Origin of the sequence: Arthrobacter sp. MP_M4 (genome assembly GCF_035984855.1) — a bacterium.
Lineage (GTDB): Bacteria > Actinomycetota > Actinomycetes > Actinomycetales > Micrococcaceae > Arthrobacter.
Genome location: NZ_JAXCHX010000005.1, coordinates 12,824 through 35,347, shown reverse-complemented (window position 1 = coordinate 35,347; position 22,524 = coordinate 12,824). Strand labels below are relative to the sequence as shown.

Here is a 22,524-nt window from a genome sequence, read left to right as displayed (position 1 = left end):
TTGCATATGCAGGAATGGATCGGCACCGGGCATAGTTAAGCTCTTGGGCTTGTGCTTAAAGGCGGGGTTAGCCGCCGGAGCGCAGGACAGACACGAACAGAGGCTTGATTTTGATAGGGAATGCAACATTCCGGCACCGCAACACCGCCCTGCTTTCGGTGAGCAGCGTCGAGGCTCCGAGGATCATCAGTTCCAGGGATTTCGACCACAAGCTGGCTTCGACTTTGCACCGGTTGAAGTTTCCCCCGCGACTGCTCGAACGGGTGGCCGGCGTCACCCACCGGCGGTGGTGGGCTCCCGGGACCTCGTTCGACGACGCCGCCATTGAAGCGGGCGCGAAGGCCCTGGCCGAGTCCGGCATTGAGGCGTCCGAGGTGGGTTTGCTGATCAACACCTCCGTGACGCGGCGGAACCTGGAACCGTCGGTCGCGGTGAAGATCCACCATGGACTGAGCCTCCCGTCGTCGGCGATGAACTTCGACCTCGCCAACGCCTGCCTCGGATTCGTCAACGGCATGACCCTGGCGGCCAACATGATCGACTCCGGCCAGATCAAGTACGCGGTGATCGTCAACGGCGAGGACGCCCAGGCGACGCAGGAGGCCACCCTGGCCCGGCTGCAACGGCCGGAGACCACCCGCGAAGACTTCAACCGCGAGTTCGCCACCTTGACCCTGGGCTCGGGGGCTGCTGCCGCGGTCCTGGGCCCGGCCGACGAGCATCCCGGCGGCCACCGGATCCTCGGCGGCGTGATGCGCGCCGGCACCGAGCACCATGAGCTGTGTGTGGGCGGCATTGACGGCATGGCCACGGACACCAAGGGCCTGCTCGACGGCGGCCTGCAGCTGGTGGTGGACGCCTGGCACGAGGCGCAGCCGGAGTGGGACTGGGCTTCGATGGACCGTTACGTCACGCACCAGGTGAGCACCGCCTACACCCAGGCAATCATCGACGCCATTGACCTGGACCCGGACAAGGTGCCCATCACATTCCCGCACTGGGGCAATGTGGGACCGGCTTCCCTGCCCATGACGTTGGCCGCCGAGGCGCAGAACCTCGGCGCCGGCGACCGTGTGCTGTGCATGGGCGTTGGTTCCGGCCTCAACACCGCCATGGTGGAAATCGTTTGGTAACCGCCGACTGGCCCGGCGTCGACCCCGAGTGGTCGCGCGACATCGAGGTGGCCTCCAGCTCCGCCGCGGATGCGCCGGGAACCGTGCGCCGCTGGCACCTGCTCGACAACGGCGCCCAGCTCAGCCGCCGCGGCCTGGCTCCTGCCGGCACCCTGCTGTGCGTCCACGGCAACCCCACCTGGTCCTACCTCTGGCGGACCCTGCTGGCCGCCGGATCCAACCCCGCGCAGCCCTGGCGCGTGGTGGCCGTGGACCAGCTGGACATGGGCTTCTCCGAGCGCACCGGCACGTTCCGGCGCCTGGCGGACCGGATCACGGACCTTGGCGACCTCACCGACGCCCTGGAGCTGGACGGCCCGGTGGTCACGGTCGGCCACGACTGGGGTGGCGTGATCAGCCTTGGCTGGGCCCTGGACCACCCGCAGCAGCTCGCCGGCGTGGTCCTGACCAACACTGCCGTCCACCAGCCGGCCGGCTCCCCCATCCCGCCGGCGCTGCGGCTGGCCCTGCACCCGGCTGTGCACCGCTGGGGAACCACGACGTCGGATTCCTTTCTGCGGGTGACGCACTCCCTGGCCCACCCGCCGTTGACCCCTGAGGTCCGCAGCGCATTCCTGGCCCCCTACCGGGGCGCCGCCCGCCGCGCCGGCGTGGGGAATTTTGTCGCGGACATCCCTGCCGACGCGTCCCATCCCAGCTTCCCCGCGCTCACCCGCGTCGCAGAGGGGCTGCACGGACTCAAGGTTCCGGCGCTGATGCTCTGGGGACCGCGGGATCCGATTTTCTCCGACCGGTACCTCAAGGACCTCATTACCCGGCTGCCGGAAGCGAAAGTACACCGCTTCGAAGGAGCCGGGCACCTGGTTGCCGAGGACAGGGACATCGCCACCCCCATCTTCGAGTGGCTCGCCGGGCATGCCCCGGACACCCGTCCGGTGGACGCCGACAGCCGTCCGGCCGGCGCCGACACCCGTCCGGCCGGCGCCGACAGCCGTCCGGTGGGCGCCGACAGCCGTCCGGTTGGCGCCCCCGTCCCGTCCGCACCGCCGCTGTGGGCGCCGCTGACGGAGCTCGCCGCGGGACCGGCCGGCACGGACACCGCCGTCGCGGAAATGGCAGCGGACGGCACGGTCGCCCGCTCGCTCAGCTGGCTGGACCTGGAACGAAACGTCGCCGCCGCCGCGGCGGGACTGCAGGAGACCGGCGTCGGGCCCGGCAGCCGCGTGAGCCTGATGGTGCCGCCGGGCGTGGACCTGACAGTGGTCCTCTACGCCTGCCTGCGGCTGGGCGCCGTGGTGGTGGTGGCCGACGCCGGCCTCGGCACCCGCGGCCTCAGCCGTGCCGTCAAGGGCGCCACTCCGGATTTCCTCATCGGCATCGACAAGGCCCTCGCCGCCGCCGCAGTGCTCGGCTGGCCGGGGCGCCGCATCAGCGTGCGGGAGCTCCCGGCAGCCCAACGCCGGCTCCTCGGCGTCGAGACCTCCCTTGCCGCCCTCGCCCGCCGCGGAAAGCTCCACGCCGGGACGGTACCGCCCGTACCGGCGCCGGATCCGGACGCGCCCGCCGCGGTGCTTTTCACCTCCGGATCCACCGGCCCCGCCAAGGGCGTGCTGTATACCCACCGGCGGCTGGCGGCGATGCGGGACACCGTGGCCGCGACGCTGGGCATTCAACCCGGTGCGCGTCTGGTGGCGGGTTTCGCGCCGTTCGCCCTGCTGGGACCGGCCCTGGGTGCCGTCTCCGTGACGCCCGCCATGGATGTGACGGCACCCCGGACCTTGACGGCCCAGGCACTGGCGGACGCCGCCGCGGCCATCGGCGCCACCGTGGTCTTCGCCTCCCCCGCGGCGCTGCGCAACGTCCTCGCCACCCGGGACAGCCTGAGCCGGTCGGGGCACCAGGCCCTGGAGCGTGTGGAGCTGCTGCTCTCCGCCGGCGCGCCCGTGGCCGAACCCCTCCTCGCCGCCGTGCAGGAGATCCTGCCCTCCGCCTCCCTGCACACCCCGTACGGGATGACCGAGGCGCTGCCCGTGACGGACATCAGCCTCGAACAGATCCGTGCCGCGGAAGCGGACGCGGCCACCGGAACGATGGCGGGCGCCGGGAACGGCGTCTGCGTGGGCCTGCCGGTCCACGGCGCCCGCGTGGCCCTCATTCCGCTCGCCGCCGACGGCACGGCCCCCGGCGACAAACCCGTTACCGTGCCGGCGGTGACCGGTGAGATCCTGGTGTGCGCTCCGCACGTGAAGGAAGCCTACGACAGGCTGTGGCTGACCCAGCGCGACAGCGCCCGCACGGCCGGCTGGCACCGCACCGGCGACGTCGGGCATCTCGATGCCGCCGGCCGGCTTTGGGTGGAAGGACGCCTCGCGCACGTCGTGACGGCACCGGATGCCGTCATCACGCCGGTGGGCGCCGAGCAGGCCATCGAACGCCTGCACGGCGTCGGGCTGGCCGCTGTTGTCGGCGTGGGCCCGGCCGGGACGCAGGCCGTCGCCGCCGTCGTGGAGACCGTTCCCGCCGCCCGCCGTGCCGGTCCTGCCGCGCCCCAACTCGCGGGCCGTGTCCGGGAGGCGGCCCGCGAGGCCGGCGTCAGCGTCTCCGCCGTCCTGGTTGTCTCGTCCCAGCCCACCGACATCCGCCACAACGCCAAGATTGACCGGACCCGCCTGTCGCGGTGGGCATCGGCAGTGCTGGCCGGCGGCCGCGCAGGCACCCCATGAAGATCCTTGTCACCGGCGCGAGCGGCCTGCTCGGCGGGGAAGTCGCCCGGCAGCTGGTGCGCCAGGGTCATGACGTCACCACGTTCCAGCGCCGGCCCGCAGGCGTCGACGGCGCCGCGGACCTGACGGCGTCCATCACCGACGTACACGCCGTCCGGCGCGCACTCGCCGGCGCCGACGGTGTCATCCACCTGGCTGCGAAGGTGTCCTTCACCGGCCGGCCCGCGGATTTCGACGCCGTGAACGTGGAGGGCACCCGCAGTCTGCTCCGCGCCGCCCGCGACGCCGGCGTGCGGGATCTGGTGTTCGTCTCATCCCCGTCGGTGGCCAACTCCGGGGCTGCGATTGCCGGACTGGGTGCCGAGCCGGCCGATCCCGCCCGTGCGCACGGCGATTACTCCCGGACCAAGGCCGAGGCCGAACTGCTGGCGCTGGCCGCGAACTCGCCGGAGCTCCGGGTCGCGGCGGTGCGCCCGCACATCGTATGGGGCCCCGGGGACACGCAGCTGGTGGAACGGGTGCTGGACCGTGCCGGCCGCCGTCGGCTGCCGCTGCTCGATGCGGGAGCGGCCCTGATCGACACCACCTACGTGGACAATGCCGCCGCAGCCATCGTCGCCGCTCTGCACCGGATGGACCACGTCTCCGGCCGGGCGCTGGTGGTCAGCAACGGCGAACCACGACCGGTGGGCGAACTGCTGGCGGGGATCTGCGCCGCCGGCGGCGTCCCGGCGCCGTCGTGGTCGGTGCCGGGCGGGCTGGCCCGGGCGGCAGGATCGCTGGTGGAAAAGGTGTGGCTCCGGTCCGGGCGGGCGGAAGAGCCGCCCATGACCAGATTCCTGGCCGAACAGCTGTCCACCGCGCACTGGTTTGACCAGCGGGAAACCCGCGAACTCCTCGACTGGGTCCCGGCCGTGTCGCTGGACGAGGGGCTGGCGAGGCTGGCCGGGCACTACAGCCCGCGGCAGCCTTAGCGGATTCCCGACCACTCGACCCCCAGGGGACTTTCAGCACTTGGCCTGCCGCCCGGGCGGTGGCGAGAATGGGTTCAGGAGGCGCTTAGCACCCGGAGGAAGAAATGGAACAGCTGATTCTCTGGCTTGTGTTCTGTACGGCTTTCCTTGCGTTGAGTCTTTGGAAGCCGGGGGCTGCCCGGATCTTCCTTGGCGTCTTCTTTATCCTCATGGCGGTGGCCGTAAACCTCGTGTTGAGCTTTGTGGCACCTGAGGTGTTCCTATCGCTCGGCACGGATGATCCGCTGGTGCCAAGCTACGTGTGGGTGTTCCACAACGTCGTGGCCCTTTCCCCGCAAGGCGTCGGTGCGCTGGCAGCGGCAGGGGAACTTACAGTGGGCATGCTCATTCTCGGTCGCGGGCGGAGCGTCAAGATCGGCCTCGCCTTGGCAATCGCGTTCCTGCTGCTCATCACGCCTGTGGGGATCTGGACCTTACCCAACCCGGTCATGGCTGCCGGTGCGGCCTGGCTGATGACCAGGGACTTCCCTCAAAGCCCGCTCCAAATGCTGCGCGCAAGGCGCGGACGCGCGCACACGCACGTACGGGCGGGCACCAACGCCGCCCTTTCGCTTGCTACAACTTTCCCCACCCCGGCGCTCTAAGCCCGCGGGGCCCCGGGCCTGCGGTTGGACCCAGCAGACCACGAGTCAAACGAGGGGCGGCAAACCGCCGGCTTCCCCGCGCAGCCTGTGTGACCTACCCTGAACCCATGGCTGATACCTTGGCGTCCATCGCGGACACTTTCAAGAACATGGGCGTTTCCACGGCCTACGGCGAACGTGTGAACGTGGGCGGCGAGGAGATCGTCCCTGTCGCACTGGTCTGGTTCGGTTTCGGCGGCGGCAGCGAATCAGAGCGGGGCCCGTCCGGCGGCGGTGGCGGCGGAGCAGTACTCCCGCTCGGCGTCTACCGCACCGTCAACGGAAGGGCAGTATTCGAGCCCAACACGATTGCCACGTTGGTGTGCCTGGTGCCGCTGGTCTCCGTAGCCGGCAGGGCAGTTCGCCGGGCCATCGCCGCAGCAAGAAAGTAGCACGCCGGACGCACGCAACGGGCGGAGCCGCAACCTTCAGACGCATCAACGGGGACGGGTCCCCTAAGGGCTACGGTCAGTGGCCGCGTCCGGAGAGAAACCCAGCCGCACGGCCAGCAGCTTCAGCGTCTGAACCGCCTCTCCCGGCTGCAAAGCGCGCCGCACTGCTCCGGCCGCACCTCAAGGACGGTGTTCCCCCGTCAGGATCCCCGGAACACTGCCGCGGACTGGCCTACCAGCGGCCGTTACGTGGCCGGGGCTGGCAGATGGGGCAGGAATAGGACGAGCGGTTCATGAACTGTTCCCGCTTCATGATGCTGACGATTCCGGCCGCGGCGCAGCGCTTGCACTCCAGGCCTTCGCGGCCGTAGGCGTTGAGCGAGCGGTCGAAATAGCCGGAGGCGCCGTTGACGTTGACGTAGAGCGAGTCGAAGCTGGTTCCGCCGGCGGCGAGGGCGTCGGTCATGACCTCACGGGCGGCGTCCAGGACCCGCAGCGCGTCGGCCCGGCGCAGGGTGTCCGTGGGTCGGGCATAGTGCAGCCTGGCTTTCCACAGGGCCTCGTCCGCGTAGATGTTGCCGATTCCGGAGACGAGGCCCTGGTCCAGCAGGGCGCGTTTGAGGCCGGTCTTGCGGGCCCGGAGACGGCGGTAGAACTCGTCGAAGGAGAAACAGGGGTCCAGCGGGTCCCGGGCGATATGTGCGGCTTCCCCGGCGATCAGCGGCAGGGGCGTTTCGGCGCGGCCGCCGGGACCGCCGTCGGCCGTGGGGATCAGCGAGGTGAGGAAGAGCCCGCCGAAGATCCGCTGGTCCACGAACCGGAGCTGTCCGGGCATGCCCTCTGCGGGGCTGAGGCTCAGCCGCACTTTGAGGTGTTTTTCGTCGGCCGCCGAGGAGTCCTGCATCAGCAGTTGCCCAGACATGCCCAGATGCGCCATCAGGGCGACGGCGGGGCGTCCCGCGTCCTCTTGGCCGCTGCCGGGGGAGTCGAGGGGCGTGTCCGCCAGCGGCAGCCAGAGGAACTTGCCGCGCCGGACCACGTCCAGGACGCGGGCGCCTTCCAGGTTGCCGGCGAAGTCCTCCGGGCCGAGCAGGTGCCGGCGGACGGAGCGCGGGTCCACCACCTGGACGGCGGTGATGGTGCGGCCGCGCACCCAGCTCACCAGGCCGCGGCGCACCACTTCAACCTCGGGCAGTTCCGGCATGGTGCGCGGCTAGGCGCCGGTCGTGGACGACGCGTCCTGCGCGCCGGGCTCCATGGCGCCGCCGGCGGCCGCGGGGGCCGCAGACGCGGCGGCGGGTGCTGAGAGCCTGCGCCAGGCGTCCGCGGCGGCTTCCTGCTCGGCTTCCTTCTTGGAGTTGCCGGAGCCGGAGCCGTAGTCATTTCCGCCGATCCGCAGGATGGCTTCGAACGTCCGGGCGTGGTCCGGGCCGGAGCCCTCCACTGCGTAGTTGATCGTGCCAAGCTGGCGGCTCGCGGCGAGTTCCTGGATGCTGGTCTTCCAGTCCGTGCCGGCACCGAGCGCGGCAGCGTCGGCCAGGAGCGGCCCGATCAGGCGCATGACCAGCTGGCGGGCGGTTTCGATGTCGTTGGAGATGTAGGTGGCGCCGATGAGCGCTTCCATGGTGTCCGCGAGGATGGAGGCCTTGTTTTTGCCCTCGGTGAGCTTCTCGCCCTGGCCGAGGTAGATGTACTCGCCCAGGCCGATGCTGCGGCCGATGCCTGCGAGGGCCCGGGTGCTGACGACGGCGGAGCGGCGCTTGGCCAGGTCCCCTTCGGGCAGCGTGGGGTTGTCGCGGTACAGCGCGTCGGTGACGGAGAACCCCAGGATGGAGTCGCCCAGGAACTCGAGGCGTTCGTTGGTGGGGATGCCGCCGTTTTCGTAGGCGTAGGAACGGTGTGTGAGCGCAAGACGAAGCGTCCCGGCGTCAATAGTGACACCGAGACGCTTCAGAAGCTCTTCAGTTGAAGACATCTTAGTCAGCCTGTTGGCGGATTAGACGTCTGCGACCTTGCGGCCCTTGTATTCAAGGAACAGCGCGGTGCCAGCCGAGTCGGTAACGACCTTTGCCTGGTGCGGCAGGCTGTAGGTAACCTGGCCGTTCTCGACAGTCTTCACCAGGTGGGGGGCGGTTGCCTTCCACTGGGAGCGGCGGGCGCGGGTATTCGAGCGAGACATTTTCCGCTTCGGGACAGCCACGGCTAACTCATTTCTCTCTAGTCCAACACTTACAAATCAGTTTTGCCGGTCAGGCTTAGCCAGGTCGGCTAGGGCAGCCCAGCGAGGATCTACCACCTCGTGGTGATGCCCCGGCTCGTCTTCCAGGCGAACTCCGCATTCGGAGCAGAGGCCCTGGCAGTCTTCCCGGCACACCGGCTGGAACGGCAGCATGGTTACAACTGCGTCCCGCAACACCGGTTCAAGATCGATCAGATCGTGCTCGACTCGACGTTGCTCTTCTTCGTCTTCCCCGTCCGAGAACACAGCGTCCTCGTAGAAGAAAAGTTCTTGCACATCAACCTCTTGGTCATACGCAAGGGGATCCAGGCATCGGCCGCATTCGCCAGTAACTTCAACATGCGCGGTTCCTGATACCAGAATTCCTTCGTGTACGGCCTCAAGCCGCAGGTCCAGCTCGACATCCGAGCCTTCCTGCACGCCGATGAGCGCCACACCAAGGTCACTTGGTGCGGGTACATGTTCTGTCAGCGTCCGCATGCTTCCCGGACTGCGTCCGAGGTCCTTGACGTCTAACACCAAGGGCGAACTAGCATCTCGTTTAATGAGAACTCCTGTTGAACATATGACCGACGTACTATCTTAGCCTGATCTGCCGGGCGGACTCAAACCGGGGCATAGCGGCGGTTTCCACCGCACGCCGCTCCGGATTCGGGCCGCGCAAACGGCAGCAGGCCGCCGAGTACCGATCAAGCCTACCCTCTGCGCGGCTGATCCCGGGCAGGCTCGCCCGCGTGCAGCCGTTTCAGCACCGAGCGGGGCACGAACTCGGAGACGTTGCCGCCCAGGGTGAAGACTTCCTTGATCAGCGTCGAGGACAAGTGCAGGTAGTGGCTCTCCGCCGGGAGGAAGACTGTCTCGACGCCGGTGAGCTGGCGGTTCATGGTGGCCATCGGCAGTTCGTAGTCGAAGTCGGAGGAGGACCGCAGGCCCTTAACAATGGCGGACACGCCGCGCCGCCGGCAGTACTCGGCGAGGAGTCCCTCCCCCACCGGCTCCACCACAATTCCGCGTAGGGAGGCCAGGGTTTCCTTGGCCATGTCGATGCGTTCCTCGAGGGTGAACCGGTATTTCTTGGCGTAGTTGGTGGAGACACCCACGATGACCTCGTCGAAGAGGCCGGCGGCTCTGGCGATGACTTCCAGGTGGCCGTTGTGGATGGGGTCAAAGGAGCCAGGGCATACGGCGCGTCTCATGTTCCGAACCTACCGTATGGCTGCCGCCGCCCGGGATAGCATGACTGCATGTCAGCATCGAGCAATCCTTTCACCGTGTCCGGAGGCGTGGTTCTCGTGACGGGAGCCGCCATGGGCATGGGCCGCCTGTACGCCCTGCGCGCGGCCCGCGAAGGTGCCAGCACAGTGATCCTGTGGGACGTCGACGCCGACGGCCTCGCCACGACTGCCGGCGAGGTGACTGCCCTGGGCGCGCGCGCCGTCGTCCGTCAGGTGGACCTGGCCAGCCGGACGGCCATCTCCGACGCCGCTGAGGCGTGCCGGGACGAAGGGCCGCTGACGCTCCTGATTAACAACGCAGGAATCGTCCGCGGCGCGCTTTTCTGGGATCACGATCCGGAACGGGACGTCGCCCTGACCATGGACATCAACGCCCTCGCCCCCATGTACGTCACCCACGCGTTCCTGCCGGCCATGATGAACGACGCCGGGCGGCCGCGGCGGATCCTGAACATCGCCTCCGCCGCCGGTACGGTTTCCAACCCCCGGATGAGCGTGTACGCGGCGTCCAAGTGGGCGGTGATCGGCTGGAGCGATTCGCTCCGGCTCGAACTCGAACAGCAGGGCCATGGCCATCTGAAGGTGACCACGTTCTGCCCCAGCTACATTTCCACCGGCATGTTCGACGGCGCCCGCGGCCCGCTCTTCACCCCGCTGATGACCCCGGACGACGCCGTCAACCGGGCCTGGCAGGCCACCGTGGCCGGCCAGCCGCAGCTGATCGCCCCCGCCACCGCGCAGCTGGGCAAGGTGCTGCGCGGAATCCTGCCCGTGCGGGCGTGGGACTTCGTGGGCGGAAAGGTCTTCGGGATCTACTCCACCATGGACAAGTTCACCGGCCGCGGCGGAAAGGCCGGCTCCCAGTGAACACCCCTTTGCCGTTCCCCTGGCAGCGGACCGCGGCCGGCGCCAACCTGCTCTCCCCCGACGGCACGCTCGGCGTAACGATCTTTGAGGAGATGACCACCCTGGCGCTGCAGACCGGCGCCATCAACCTCGGCCAGGGCTTCCCGGACGAGGACGGCCCGGTGGAAATCAAGGCCGCCGCGCAGGCCGCCATCGCCGCCGGCGCCAACCAGTACGCCCCCGGCAAGGGCATCCTGGAGCTGCGGGAGGCGATCTCGCTGCACCAGGAGCGCTTCTACGGCCTGACCCCGGACCCGCAGACCGAGATCATCGTCACCACCGGAGCCACCGAGGCTATCGCCGCGGCGCTGCTGGCCCTGGTGGGACCCGGGGATGAGGTCCTCACCTTCGAGCCGTTCTACGACTCCTACGGGGCGATCATCGGCCTCTCCGGTGCCCGGCACGTCACCGCCCCGCTGCTGGCCCCCGATTTCCTGCCGGACCTGGACGCCCTCGAGGCGGCGTTCAGCAGCCGCACCAGGGTGGTGCTGGTGAACAACCCGCACAACCCCACCGGGGCGGTGTTCCCCCGCGAGGTGCTCGAACGCGTCGTGGAGCTCGCCACCCGGTACGACGCCGTCATTCTCACCGATGAGGTGTACGAGCACCTCACCTTCGGTCCACAACACATTCCGGTGGCCACCCTGCCCGGCGCCGCGGAACGCACCCTGACCATTTCCTCCGCCGGAAAGACGTTCTCTTTCACCGGCTGGAAGATCGGCTGGCTCAGCGGCCCCGAGCATCTGGTTTCGGCGGCCCGCACCGTCAAACAGTTCCTGAGCTACAGCTCCGGCACGCCGTTCCAGAGCGCCATCGCCGCCGGGCTGGGCCTGCCGGATGAGTTTTACACCGGCATCGCCGATACCCTCCAGCTCAAGCGCGACATCCTCAGCGAGGGCCTGCGGGCGGCCGGGCTGGATGTCTTCACGCCGCAGGGAACGTACTTCGTGAACGTGGACACCGCGCCGCTGGGCATCACCGACGCAGTGGACCTGGCCCGCCGGCTGCCTGCCCTGGTGGGCGTCGCGGCCATTCCGGTGCCGGTCTTCTGCCACCCGGAAGGCGCCGAACGGACCCGGAGCCTGCTGCGCTTCGCGTTCTGCAAGCGCATCGATGTGCTGCAGGAAGCCGCCGAACGGCTCGCGACCCTCCGCGACCGGCTCTGATGGCGGACGTGCCCGCGGCCTCCCGCTTCCTGCGCACCACCGGCCAGCACGCCACCATCGAGCCCGACCCCTTCACCGAGGGCGGCTTCGTGCTCAGCATCGGCGGGGCGGAACAGTCGCACGTCAACCTCGCGGACCCTGCGGACATCTTCTACGAGTACCTGCGCCGGATCGGCCATGTGGTGGATCTCGCGGCGCCCTGGGGTGAACCGATCACGGCCCTGCATCTGGGTGCCGGGGCGTTGACGCTGGCACGTTATATCCAGGCCACCCGGCCGGGGTCCGTGCAATACGCCGTGGAACTGGAACGCGAACTGTTGGACTTCGTGCTGCAACAGCTCCCCCTCCCCGAAGGCACCGGACTGCACACGCTCGTCGGCGACGCCCGGGAGGCCCTGGTCCGGCTTCCCCCGGAGCTGCGCTTCGACGTGGTGATCCTGGACATCTTCTCCGGGCCGGAGGCACCGGAACACCTCGCGTGCACCGAGTTCTATTTGGAGGCGGCCGCGAAGCTCAGCGCCCGCGGGGTGCTGGTGGTCAATGTGGGCGATGAGCCCGGCCTGACGCTGGTCCGCAGCCAGGTGGCCGCGCTGCGCCGGGCCATGACCGACGTCTCCGCTTTCGCCGAGGCGGGCATGTTCAGCGGCCGCTATCCCGGCAACATCATCCTGACCGGCACGCAGGGTCCGTGGCCCGAAGTGTGGACCGCGGCGCTGGCCGCCCGCGGGCCGCATCCTGGGAGGGTGCTTTCCGGCGTCGAACTGGACGCCCTCTCGTACTAGACCTCGCGCTCGGTTTCCGGCTCCGGGTCTGACGCGGGCGGGTCCTCGGTTTCTTCTTCTTCCACGCCGGGTTCGGCGAACCAGAGCCTGGTTTCCCCGTATTTCCGTTCGGCGAAGCGTTCCATCCCGGCGGGCCAGGACGGTTCGGGGGTCCGGGAGGAGCGCTCCACCACCACCACGGCGCCTTCGGCCAGGTGCGGCAGCAGCTTCGCGAGCACTGCTGCCAGCGCCGGCTCATCCAGGGGGTAGGGCGGATCGAGGAACACGAGGTCCCAGCGGGCATCCTCGCGGGTCCGTTCAAGAAAGGATTCAACCTTGGACCGGTGCACGGTGACTACTTTGCGTCCCGCTACGGTGTTGACGAGGTCCGCGTTGCGCTGGCAGACCTCGCTGGCTTTGCCATCGAATTCCACCAGGTCCACGGCCTGCGCCCCGCGGCTGGCGCTCTCCACGCCGAGGGAACCGGTGCCTGCGTAGAGATCCAGCACCCGGGCGTCCGCAATCACCTCGAAGGCATCCAGCCGGGAAAACAGGGCTTCTTTGACCCGGTCCGTGGTGGGACGGGTCAGTGACCCGGGGACACTGACCAGGGCGGTTCCGCCGGCGGCGCCGGCGATGATGCGGCTCACGGTCGTGCCGCCGGGGATAGATGGAAGTTCTTAGCCGCGTTCAAGGAACGCCTCCTTTTCCGGATTGAGGTATTCATCGATCGCTGCGGCGAGGGCGGGGTGGGCGCCCAGGGTGGGGTCGCCGCCGACGATCGCCTGCGCGTCCTGCCGGGCGCGGGCGATCAGGTCCCCGTGCTCCAGGACCCGGAGCAGTTTCAGCGTGGAGCGGCCGCCGGACTGGGAGGCGCCCAGGATGTCGCCTTCACGGCGCAGCTTGAGGTCCTCCTGGGACAGTTCGAAGCCGTCGGTGGTGGCGGCGACGGCGTCAAGCCGACGCCGGCTCGGGTGGCCGGGTTCCAGCGTGGTCACGAGCAGGCAGGTGCCCGGCAGCCCGCCGCGGCCCACCCGGCCGCGGAGCTGGTGGAGCTGGGAGATCCCGAAGCGGTCCGCGTCCAGGATCACCATGAGCGTGGCGTTGTGGACATCCACCCCCACCTCGATCACGGTGGTGGAGACCAGGAGTTTGGTCTGGTTGGCGGTGAAGGAGGCCATGGTCTCGGTCTTCAGCGCGGGATCCTGGCGTCCGTGCAGCGGCGCCACGGGAACCCCCGCCAGGGCCGGTTCGTCCCGGAGCTGTTCCACGACGCCGGTCACGGACGCGAGTTCGCGGGCTCCGGTTTCCGCCAGGTCGGCGTCGGTGGGTTCGGCCTCGCCGGGACTGAAGTCGCCGTCGTCGTCCGAGCCGATTTTGGGGCAGACGATGTAGACCTGGTGGCCGGCGTCGATCTCTTCCCGGGAACGGGTCCAGATGCGCGGGGCCCACGCCGGATGCTCGGCGAGTCCCACCACGTGGGTGGTGATCGGGGCCCGGCCGGCCGGCAGTTCATCGAGGACCGAGGTTTCGAGGTCGCCGAATACGGTCATCGCCACGGTCCGCGGGATGGGGGTGGCGGTCATGACCAGCAGGTGCGGTGGTTTGTTGGCCTTGGACCGGAGGACATCGCGCTGTTCCACGCCGAAGCGGTGCTGTTCATCGACCACGATCAGGCCCAGGTCATAGAAGGACACATTGTCGCTGAGCAGGGCGTGGGTGCCGATGATAATCCCGGCGGTTCCGGCGGCGGCGTCGAGCATGGCTTGTTTCCGGGCGGCGGTGGGCATGGAACCGGTCAGCAGCGTCACCTGGACGGCCTCGGAGCCGAAGCCGCCCAGGAGGCCGTCGCGGGAGAGCGGGCCGAGGGTGCGGCGGATCGACTCGAAGTGCTGCGCGGCGAGGACCTCGGTGGGGGCCAGCAGGGCGGCTTGTCCCCCAGCGTCCACCACCTGCAGCATGGCGCGCAGGGCCACGATGGTCTTGCCGGAGCCGACCTCTCCCTGCAGCAGCCGGTTCATGGGCGAGTCCTGGGCGAGTTCGGCGGCCAGGGTCTTGCCGACGTCGGCCTGGCCGGCGGTGAGCGTGAACGGCAGCTGCGCGTCGAAGGCGGTCAGCAGGCCCGCGGCGACGGACCGGCGGGCGGTGGCCTCCTCCGCTGCGAGCTGGGCCCGCCGCCGGGCCAGGGCGGACTGGAGCACCAGGGCTTCCTGGTAGCGGAACCGGTCGCGGGCGCGCTGCCAGTCGCCCGTGATTTCCGGGGCATGGATGAGCCGGTAAGCATCGGCGACCGGCAGGAACTTCTCCCGGGCGGCGATGTCCGCCGGCAGCGGGTCGGGCAGAATGGCCAGGTGCGCGGTTTCCAGCAGGGTGGACACGACTTTTTGGATGGACCAGCTGCTCAGCTTGGCGGTGGCTGGATAGACCGGGATAGGCATGGCGGCGAGCTGTTCCGGATCCTTGCCGGGGACGTCCGGGTCCTCGTCCAAAAGCTGGAAGCCGGGGTTGGTCAGCCCCAGGACGCCGCCGTAGCGGGTGACCTTGCCGGTGAACATGGCGCGCCGGCCCGGCTGCAGTTCGGCCTTGGCCCGGAACCCGTTGAAGAAACTCACCTTCAGCGTGCCGGGCAGGCCGGATCCGGTGTCGGCGTCGTCGGTAATGACGACGTCGGTCAGGGAACCCCGGCGGGCGCGCATGGGCCGGGTACTGCTGGAGAGCACCCGGGCGATGAGGGTGACGTCCTCATCCAATGGCACCTCGCTGATGGGGGTGAGCTCACCGCGGTCCAGGTAGCGCCGCGGAAAGTGGTTCAGCAGCCCGCCCACCGTGGTGATGCCAAGGTGTTTTTCGATGACGGTCGCGGACCGTTTGCCGATCCGCCGCTCCAGTGGCAGTGCCAGTTCGGCGTTGCCGAGGTCTACGAGTTCAGCGGTCATGTCCGTCGGAGACCTGTCCTGCGGGCTCACGATCCCCGGCGCTTCGGGGTTCGGCGCTGGTCAGTTCGGCGCTGGTCAGATCGGCGCTGGAGGGTTCGGCGTCCGGCACGGCGAGTTCGGTGACGCTGATGTCTGTGGGTTGGCCGAGGGAGCGGATCAGGGCCACGGCCGGCTTGGCGTCCGGCACATGGACGTGGACCCGCCACCGGTAGGCCCCGGCGGCGTCGGCTGCTCCGCCCACCTGGCTCATGATGACGGACTCGCCCATCTCATCGAGCCGCTGGCGCATCATGGCGGCGTCGAGCGGTGACAGCGAAATGGTGCACATGACTTCCACGCCCTCATCCCGCGGCATGCCCGCGTGGATGTGCGGGTCCTGGACGTCGTAGCCGTGCAGTCCGTCCAGCAGCTGGTCCTGGAGTTCCTCGCCGAGGACGGCGGAGCGGAGGCAGTCAAGGATCAGCAGCATCCCGACGCCGCCGGCGTCCACCACGTGGGCGGCGTGCAGGGCTTCCAGCTGGTCTTCGGTGCGCACCACGGCCGCGAGCGCGGCTTCCACGGCGGCGTCGAGGGCCAGGCCCAGGGTTTGGTTGCTGTCGTCGCCGTCATGCGCCGAGTCCACGGCGGCCGCCGCGCGGGCGGCGGCTTCCATCACGGAAAGCATGGTGCCGGGCACCGGGTCGCTCAGTGCAGACCAGGCGCGGAGCTGGGCCCGGTTCAGGGCGGCGGCCAGCAGCGGCGCGCTCAGCCGGGAGTGCCCGGCGAGGGGCTCGGCGGCGGCGCACAGGAACACGGCAAACAAGGTGCCGGAGTTGCCGCGGGCCTGCTCCATGGCGGCCAGGCCAGCGCGGGCCAGGGTGGCGCCGACGTCGTGCTGGGCCGGATTGGGCGAACCAAAAGCATGAACCGTGGGATCCCCGCCGACCGGCGGCAGTGCTGCCGTGTTGAGGCCGTGGAGCGCCTGGGCAGCGGCGCGGACCGTGAGGTAGAGGTTGGTGCCGGTGTCGCCGTCGGCCACCGGGAAGATATTGATGGCGTTCAGGCGGTCGCTGTGGTTTCCAAGCGTCGTTTCTGCCTTGCCCAACCACCGCTTCATCGCTTGCGCGTTGGCGGCAATCTTAGTCTGCAAAGTGATCCCATCCCACAGTGTCAGCGGGCCTGCCCGCTATGGTGACGCCCGCGCCGTCCGTTGAGGCGGGGGCCTTCACCGAGCCTATCGCAGTGAAACCGGAAGGCAGCTGAACACCCGGCGGGAATGTGGCCAGCAGTCCGTGGTCCTCCCCACCGCCCAGCACCCAGGCCAGCGGGTCTGCGCCCAGTAGAGCAGCGGCCGAACGGAGCGGACCCGCGAACTCCTGCAGCGGCGCCGGGTCCAGGTCCAGGACGGCGTGGCTGGCGGCCGCCATCCGGGTGGCGTCGCGGACCAGCCCGTCGGAGATGTCCATCAGCGCGGTGGCGCCGGCTTCCCGGGCCAGCGGCCCTGCCACGAGCGGGGGCCGGGGCCGGCACTGGGTGTCCAGCAGGGCGCGTTGCTCGGCGCTCAGCTCCGCCACCGGGGCTGGCGATTCCAGCAGCGCCAGGCCTGCCGCGGCGCGCCCCACGGTGCCGGCGAGCGCCAGGGTGTCCCCCGGCCGGGCACCGGAGCGCAGCACCGCTGCCGCACCGTCGAGTGTTCCGACAATCGCGACGCTGACCGAGAGCTCGCGGCCCCGGCCCAGGTCGCCGCCGGCCACGGCGCAGTCAGGGGCGCCGAGTTCCCGGATGCCTTCGCTGAGTCCGTCGGCGAAGTCCTCCACCCAGGCCACCCGGGTGTCCCCGGGCATCGTCAGGCTGACCACCAGGGAGGTGGCGCGGGCTCCCATGGCGTTGATGTCGCTGAGGTTCTGCGCGGCGGCTTTCCAGCCGACGTCGTACCCCGTGGTCCGGTAGCCGTTGCTCCATTCCAGCCGGAAGTCCTGATCCACCACCTGGGTGTCGATACTAAGCACCACCCGACCGTCCGGCGCGGCCACGATGGCGGCGTCGTCCCCCGGACCCAGCAGCAGGGAGGGGTTGTACTCCTGGCCGTAGTGCAGGCGCGGAAAGATCCGTCCCAGGAGCTGGGATTCGGAGAGCTCCGCGACGGTCAGGGGCGATGTGGACCGGACGACGGCGGGTGGCTCGGCGGGCGGGGCGTCAGGCGGGGCGTCAGGCTGCGGGCGGGGCTCGGATTCAGGCACAGCCCTACGCTACCGCCAGGGGGTGACAGCGGCGGCCACGGGCGGGAAGGGGCGGCCAGGTCAGGCTCCCTCGGACGGTTTCCCCGTGGCACCGGCCGCATGGAAGACTCGTAAGCATGCCCCTTCCGCTGCCCGCCCTGAACGCCCGGGGCAAGCGGCTCATGGCCTGGATATCCGGGGCTGCACTCGTTTGGCTGGTCCTCGCCTTCCAGGTCTTTGTTAACGTGGACCCGTTGAGCGTGCACCGGACCGACGCCGTCATCATGCTCGGCGGCGCGGCAGACGAGCGGCTGCCGGTGGCGGAGGAAATGCAGCGCGACTACGGCGTTCCCGTTCTGGTACTGTCCCACACGGACACCCCCGGTAACGCCGTGGCCGACGACGTCTGCAACTCTTCCGCCTCCCCCAGCACCCGGCTCCTGTGCTTCCGGCCCGGTGAGTACGACACCCGCGGCGAGGCGCGAGCCATCGGCAGAATCGCTAAGGCCAACGGTTGGAACTCCATCACCGTGGTGACCTCCAGCTATCACGTGGCCCGGGCGCAGCGGCTGATGCAGCAATGCACGACCGCGGAAGTGCAGATGGTGAACTCCCACCCGGAGCTGAGCCTGGGACAGTGGCTGCGGCGGTTCGTGATCGAAACCGGAGGCCTCATGGACGTGTCGCTGCGGCCCGAATGCGCGAGTATGCATTAGGGGATGTAAGAATTAGAGGTTATGTGGTTGAGTTCTTCAGCCGACCAACCGTGCAGCTAGGCGAGGAGGACCGGAGTGGAAGACGAATCTGCCCACCAGACTCCCCCGTTGTCTGCCACTCCCCGTCACCTGCGCCGCCGCGCCCTCCACGACGAGGTTCCAGACGCACTGCTTGTTCCGGACGGTGAGCCCGTTCCTTCTTCTGACGGCAGTGCCGTCTCCGCTGAGGGCGCATCAGGCTTTAGCGCGAACGGACAACAAGTGGCGTACAAGCGCAAGCGGCTCATCGCCCTCATATCGGTAATTGTCGTTGCAGTCAGCGTGCCGGCACTTGTACTAGTCCTTCTACTTCTTGGCTGAACCTTCCAGGCAGGCCGTCCAAACTTCCGCTCAAGTTTTTGGGGAAATTTACTTGCATAACATCATGCCGATCTTCGGAACCAGGCCGGAAGCCATCAAGATGGCTCCCATCATCAACGAGCTCCGAAAGTCCCCGCTGTTCCGCTGCGTCGTGACCGTAACGGGCCAACATCGGGCCATGTTGGACCAAGTCAACGAACTTTTCGGCATTGTTCCGGACCACGACCTCGACATCCTGCAGCCTGGCCAGTCCCTCTCCGCCATCATGACCAGGACCATCGATGGGCTGGAAAAGCTCTTCGCCGAGAACGTGCCGGATGCCATTATCGTCCAGGGCGACACGACCACATCTACCGCGGCAGCTATCGCGGCTTTTTACCATGGCATTCCCGTCGTCCATGTCGAGGCGGGCCTCCGGAGCGGCGATCTCAATTCTCCATTTCCGGAGGAAGCCAACCGCAAGATCACCAGCCAGATTGCGAGCCTCCACCTCGCCCCCACCAGTGTCAGCCGGGCGAATCTCCTCGCCGAGGGAATTAGCCCTGAGAACATCGTCGTCACTGGCAACACCGTCATCGATGCGTTGCTGAGTACGGTCGGCAAGAAGGTCCGTTTCGCCGACACGGAGCTGGAGGAGCTCGCAACCAGCGGCGGGAAAATCCTGCTGGTCACGACCCATCGCCGTGAAAACCAGGGCGATGCCATGCGGGGCGTGGGAAGGGCCCTGGCCCGGATCGCCGACGCCGAACCTGACCTGGTGGTCGTCCTGCCGGTGCACAAGAATCCCGTAGTCCGTGACGCCCTGCTGCCTGCCCTTGAAGGCCGACCGAACATCATCGTCGTCGAGCCCCTGGCCTATGGGGAGTTCACCCGGATGCTCTCGCTGGCCCACGTCGTCCTGACCGACTCAGGCGGAGTGCAGGAAGAGGCGCCCAGTCTGGGCAAACCAGTTCTGGTGATGCGGGACAACACCGAGCGTCCTGAGGCGGTCGACGCTGGAACGGTGACGCTGATCGGCACTGACGAAGGAAGAATCTTTCAGGAAGTCGAACGCCTGCTGCACGACCAGGACCACTACGACTTCATGGCCAACGCGGTGAATCCTTACGGCGACGGCCGGGCCGCCGCGCGGACGGTGGCTGCCATCGAAGCCCTGCTGGGTGTCGGAGCGCGGAGCGCTGAGTTCACGGGCGGTTAGCGGAGAAGGTTGCGAGCGGCGGGCGGAAACGATGTCGAATTAACGCAAGGTTAACGCATGTTTGCCGGCATTCTTGGGCCGTCTGAACGATTGCGGCTAGGATTGAGCGCGGGGGAAGCGCGTTACGGCCGGCCTACGGTCCGAAACTGCCTGCTCGAGTGATGCAATGGCTCGCCGCTCCCGACCTATGGATCACTCGTCGAAGAGGAACACACATGAAAATCCAGGCCGTAATCCTTGCTGCCGGAATGGGAACGCGCTTGGCGCGCCCGCACCCGAAGCCCATGACGGAACTCAGCGATGGCAGGACCATCATGCATCAGCAGGTCCAGAATCTGACGACCAAATTCGGCAAGAAATTGCGGCTCACCATTGCTGTTGGTTTCAAGCTGGAAATGATTTTGGAACACGTCCCCAATGCCTCGTTTGTGTATAACGAAAACTTCGACCAGACCAACACGTCTAAGAGTCTCCTGAAGGCAATCCGCAACTCCGCTAAGGGCGGGGTGCTGTGGATGAACGGTGACGTCGTCTTCGACCCGGACATCCTGACGATGATCGAGCCCTACATCCAGCGTGACGAGTCCTTCGTCACCGTAGACATTTCCTCGGTCTCAGATGAAGAAGTCAAATACACAACCGACGCCGACGGAAAGATCCTGGAGCTTTCTAAAGTTGTTCCTGCAGACGTTGCCCACGGCGAAGCTGTCGGCATCAACTATGTGAGCTCGAAGGACAAAAAGAAGCTCCTCAAGCGTTTGATCGAAGTCGATGAACAGGATTACTTCGAGAAAGCCATCGAACTGACGATCACGCAGGACGATGTCAAATGGACGCCGGTCGACATCAGCGAGTTCTACGCCGTTGAGGTCGACTTCCCCGACGACCTCGTCCGGGCTAACGCCAGCATCTGACGTAGGGATCGCCGCGGATAGCGGGCGACTCCTGCCAGCGACGAGTGCCGGGCACCCCGGTCCATACGACCCCGACAGCAAAGGTTCATTCCAGTAAGTGCGACAGCAGGGCAAGGAGCAAGTACCGCGACGGGACGCCATTCGGTGGACCCTGGCCGGGGCTGCGGGTCTGGCGGTTCTCGCATCGAATGCGTCGAGGGGCTCCGGAACGGAAGCGAGCACTCAGGCCGCCCCGGATCGCCCGGATGCACCTAGGACGACGTCGGACGCATCGGTCGTAGCCGGACGGCAACGTGTTCTTGGACTGCCCTACCGCCGGCTGGCCCAGGGCCCCGCTATCGAACGAGTGATCCGTGAGGACCTTTGCCTCCGCAGGGAGTCTCCTTGGCGGACCGGCCTGGCCGCGTTTGGTCAGATTACCGATAGTCACGTTCTGGATGCCGCCAATCCGGGAAGGCTCTCTTTCCTGTGGCAGTACATGGATTTCTCAGACGGATTCCCCAACTCCGGCAAGTTTCGGCCGCACGACCTCCTAACGGTTCATGTTTTGGATGCATCGGTCCGGCAGATCAATGCTGTCGGGCGTGGACCCGTGAGCGGGCGGCCTCTGGACTGCCTGGTAGTAACAGGCGACCTCACCAATTCCTACTGCCTCAGCGAGTTGTCGGCTGCGGTTGGCGTCTTTGCGGGCGGGTCTGTGAATGCGCACGCGGGGGGCAGATACGTGGGCGTGCAAGACGAGGGTGCCGCTCCCCCTGCCCTCTTTAAGAGCATCTGGCATCCTGAGCCGGCCCCTTCTCCGCTCCGGAGGGATGACTGGCAACGCCTGTACGGCTATCCCACCGTGAAAGGTTTCCTTGCCGCAGCCGTCGAGCCCATAGCGGCCCCCGGCTCGGATTTCAAGTGGTACGTCGGCATTGGTAACCATGATGATGCAGGGCGGCCAGCCCGAGGAACACTATCCCCAAAGGCTCAGTTTGTGGATCTCGTGCGCATTGGGGACCGCCTACCCACGGAATTGCCTCCGGGAGTCAAGGCAAGCGAATTCTGGACTGAGGTCAGAAGGTCGGACGCCGCCCAACGCCACGCCCTTCTTGAGTCCTTGCCTTTCAGGAAAGTTCCGGCATCGACGCTCCGGCGAGCATTCAGCACGACGGAATTCATAGATGCGTGGTCTCATGGAGCGTCGAGGAAACTCCTTCCAACAAGGGGAGAAAGTTCCCTTGATAAGCCGTTTTATTCTTTTAGCATTTCAGCAGATGTCGTGGGCATCATGCTCAACACCGCGAGTCCCTCTGGTGGCACGGAGGCAGTACTGGACGCCGCCCAAGCCGACTGGCTTGAGAAGGAACTCGCCCTCCTCAGTGCAAGGTCGTACGACTCCAAGGGGCACCTTGTCCACTCCGACGCGGAGGACAAACTTGTAGTTCTATTCAGCCACCATCCCGCGACCGCCTTTGGCGAGGACTCCTCCCCGTCAGATGAGTCCTCGCCGTCGCTAAACCGATCGGCCATTTTGGACCTGATCGCACGCTTTCCCAATGTGATCGCATGGATGAACGGTCACACCCACCGGCACAGGGTGGCCTCGCATAAAGCCCGGTATGGATACGGTGGATTTTGGGAGATTACTACAGCGTCATTGATTGACTATCCGCAGCAATCGCGGATCGTGGAAGTCATGGACAACCGCAACGGCACCCTCTCACTCAACGCGACACTGGTAGACCATTCGACGCCGGAGAGCGTTGCATATGAAGGAGAGCACACCCCTGCGTCCCTTGCGGCGTTGAGTCTAGAACTCGCCATGAATCGCCCAGGGCTCAACTTTGATGCGGTGATGGGAACTGGAGCGGACCAAAATGTTGAACTGTTAGTGAGAAAACCGTATTGAGGAAAGAGCCCAAAACCGGGCCCATGACTCGGGTCGTGCGATTATTGAGACCAGGTTCGGAGACCGGATCCGCAGATGGCCGTAGTGGCGACGCAC

The 22,524-nt window shown here is 67.5% G+C and carries 21 protein-coding genes; 12 read left to right on the top strand and 9 right to left on the bottom strand.

The features are described 5' to 3' along the window. Window positions 1-110: 110 nt before the first annotated feature. The 5 genes from RCH15_RS06410 to RCH15_RS06390 all read left to right on the top strand — a co-directional run bounded on the left by RCH15_RS06410 (window position 111) and on the right by RCH15_RS06390 (window position 5,905). A complete protein-coding gene (locus tag RCH15_RS06410) occupies window positions 111-1,133 on the top strand; it encodes a 3-oxoacyl-ACP synthase III (RefSeq protein WP_326959437.1) in 1,023 nt (340 codons plus the stop codon). Beyond that, a complete protein-coding gene (locus RCH15_RS06405) occupies window positions 1,127-3,856 on the top strand; it encodes an alpha/beta fold hydrolase (RefSeq protein WP_326959197.1) in 2,730 nt (909 codons plus the stop codon). Before RCH15_RS06410 ends, RCH15_RS06405 begins: the two co-directional genes overlap by 7 nt. Then, window positions 3,853-4,830, top strand: coding sequence for an NAD-dependent epimerase/dehydratase family protein (locus RCH15_RS06400; protein ID WP_326959195.1), 978 nt, complete (start codon window positions 3,853-3,855; stop codon window positions 4,828-4,830). The genes RCH15_RS06405 and RCH15_RS06400 overlap by 4 nt, the downstream gene beginning before the upstream one ends. Window positions 4,831-4,934: 104 nt before the next feature. Continuing rightward, window positions 4,935-5,474, top strand: a complete 540-nt coding sequence (locus RCH15_RS06395; protein WP_326959193.1) for a hypothetical protein — start codon at window positions 4,935-4,937, stop codon at window positions 5,472-5,474. A 107-nt stretch (window positions 5,475-5,581) separates the two neighbouring features. Then, window positions 5,582-5,905 (top strand): hypothetical protein, encoded by a 324-nt coding sequence (locus tag RCH15_RS06390; RefSeq protein ID WP_326959191.1) that lies wholly within the window; start codon window positions 5,582-5,584, stop codon window positions 5,903-5,905. A gap of 232 nt (window positions 5,906-6,137) precedes the next feature. Here RCH15_RS06390 and mutM read toward each other — a convergent pair whose 3' ends face one another. The 5 genes from mutM to coaD form a co-directional block, all read right to left on the bottom strand. After that, window positions 6,138-7,109, bottom strand: a complete 972-nt coding sequence (mutM, locus tag RCH15_RS06385; RefSeq protein ID WP_326959189.1) for a bifunctional DNA-formamidopyrimidine glycosylase/DNA-(apurinic or apyrimidinic site) lyase — start codon at window positions 7,107-7,109, stop codon at window positions 6,138-6,140. A gap of 9 nt (window positions 7,110-7,118) precedes the next feature. Then, entirely contained in the window at window positions 7,119-7,880 is a 762-nt protein-coding gene (gene rnc / locus RCH15_RS06380) for a ribonuclease III (protein ID WP_326959187.1), read from the bottom strand. Window positions 7,881-7,901: 21 nt separating this feature from the next. Continuing rightward, entirely contained in the window at window positions 7,902-8,105 is a 204-nt protein-coding gene (rpmF, locus tag RCH15_RS06375) for a 50S ribosomal protein L32 (RefSeq protein ID WP_009356569.1), read from the bottom strand. 36 nt (window positions 8,106-8,141) lie between these two features. Next, window positions 8,142-8,666 (bottom strand): YceD family protein, encoded by a 525-nt coding sequence (locus RCH15_RS06370; RefSeq protein WP_326959185.1) that lies wholly within the window; start codon window positions 8,664-8,666, stop codon window positions 8,142-8,144. Between the two features lie 173 nt (window positions 8,667-8,839). Continuing rightward, a complete protein-coding gene (coaD, locus tag RCH15_RS06365) occupies window positions 8,840-9,340 on the bottom strand; it encodes a pantetheine-phosphate adenylyltransferase (RefSeq protein WP_326959184.1) in 501 nt (166 codons plus the stop codon). Window positions 9,341-9,388: 48 nt separating this feature from the next. Between coaD and RCH15_RS06360 the strand changes: the two genes are divergently transcribed. Genes RCH15_RS06360 through RCH15_RS06350 form a run of 3 tightly spaced genes read left to right on the top strand, consistent with a single transcriptional unit; the run spans window position 9,389 to window position 12,233 of the window. Continuing rightward, window positions 9,389-10,246, top strand: a complete 858-nt coding sequence (locus RCH15_RS06360; protein WP_326959182.1) for an SDR family NAD(P)-dependent oxidoreductase — start codon at window positions 9,389-9,391, stop codon at window positions 10,244-10,246. Continuing rightward, window positions 10,243-11,451 (top strand): aminotransferase class I/II-fold pyridoxal phosphate-dependent enzyme, encoded by a 1,209-nt coding sequence (locus RCH15_RS06355; protein WP_326959179.1) that lies wholly within the window; start codon window positions 10,243-10,245, stop codon window positions 11,449-11,451. Before RCH15_RS06360 ends, RCH15_RS06355 begins: the two co-directional genes overlap by 4 nt. Next, the gene (locus RCH15_RS06350) at window positions 11,451-12,233 is read left to right on the top strand and encodes a spermidine synthase (RefSeq protein WP_326959177.1); all 783 of its coding nucleotides are present in this window, start codon (window positions 11,451-11,453) and stop codon (window positions 12,231-12,233) included. The genes RCH15_RS06355 and RCH15_RS06350 overlap by 1 nt, the downstream gene beginning before the upstream one ends. Here the strand turns inward: RCH15_RS06350 and rsmD are convergent. From rsmD to RCH15_RS06330, 4 genes are read right to left on the bottom strand one after another with little or no spacing between them, the layout of a single operon-like run. Beyond that, complete coding sequence (gene rsmD / locus RCH15_RS06345) at window positions 12,230-12,862, bottom strand: 16S rRNA (guanine(966)-N(2))-methyltransferase RsmD (RefSeq protein ID WP_326959175.1); 633 nt, start codon at window positions 12,860-12,862, stop codon at window positions 12,230-12,232. The genes RCH15_RS06350 and rsmD overlap by 4 nt on opposite strands. Window positions 12,863-12,892: 30 nt before the next feature. After that, window positions 12,893-15,148, bottom strand: coding sequence for an ATP-dependent DNA helicase RecG (locus RCH15_RS06340; RefSeq protein WP_326959174.1), 2,256 nt, complete (start codon window positions 15,146-15,148; stop codon window positions 12,893-12,895). After that, window positions 15,138-16,244, bottom strand: a complete 1,107-nt coding sequence (locus RCH15_RS06335) for a DAK2 domain-containing protein (protein WP_326959435.1) — start codon at window positions 16,242-16,244, stop codon at window positions 15,138-15,140. Before RCH15_RS06335 ends, RCH15_RS06340 begins: the two co-directional genes overlap by 11 nt. A gap of 22 nt (window positions 16,245-16,266) precedes the next feature. Next, window positions 16,267-17,277: a thiamine-phosphate kinase gene (locus RCH15_RS06330; protein ID WP_326959432.1), complete on the bottom strand. Its 1,011-nt coding sequence runs from the start codon at window positions 17,275-17,277 to the stop codon at window positions 16,267-16,269. Between the two features lie 206 nt (window positions 17,278-17,483). On the opposite strand from RCH15_RS06330, the gene RCH15_RS06325 reads away from it, so the two are divergent. The 4 genes from RCH15_RS06325 to RCH15_RS06310 all read left to right on the top strand — a co-directional run bounded on the left by RCH15_RS06325 (window position 17,484) and on the right by RCH15_RS06310 (window position 22,428). Beyond that, window positions 17,484-18,062 (top strand): YdcF family protein, encoded by a 579-nt coding sequence (locus RCH15_RS06325; RefSeq protein ID WP_326959172.1) that lies wholly within the window; start codon window positions 17,484-17,486, stop codon window positions 18,060-18,062. Between the two features lie 424 nt (window positions 18,063-18,486). Beyond that, window positions 18,487-19,620, top strand: coding sequence for a non-hydrolyzing UDP-N-acetylglucosamine 2-epimerase (wecB, locus tag RCH15_RS06320; protein WP_326959170.1), 1,134 nt, complete (start codon window positions 18,487-18,489; stop codon window positions 19,618-19,620). 215 nt (window positions 19,621-19,835) lie between these two features. After that, window positions 19,836-20,534, top strand: coding sequence for a phosphocholine cytidylyltransferase family protein (locus RCH15_RS06315; protein WP_326959167.1), 699 nt, complete (start codon window positions 19,836-19,838; stop codon window positions 20,532-20,534). A 97-nt stretch (window positions 20,535-20,631) separates the two neighbouring features. Continuing rightward, the gene (locus tag RCH15_RS06310) at window positions 20,632-22,428 is read left to right on the top strand and encodes a TIGR03767 family metallophosphoesterase (protein WP_326959165.1); all 1,797 of its coding nucleotides are present in this window, start codon (window positions 20,632-20,634) and stop codon (window positions 22,426-22,428) included. The last annotated feature ends 96 nt before the right edge of the window (window positions 22,429-22,524 follow it).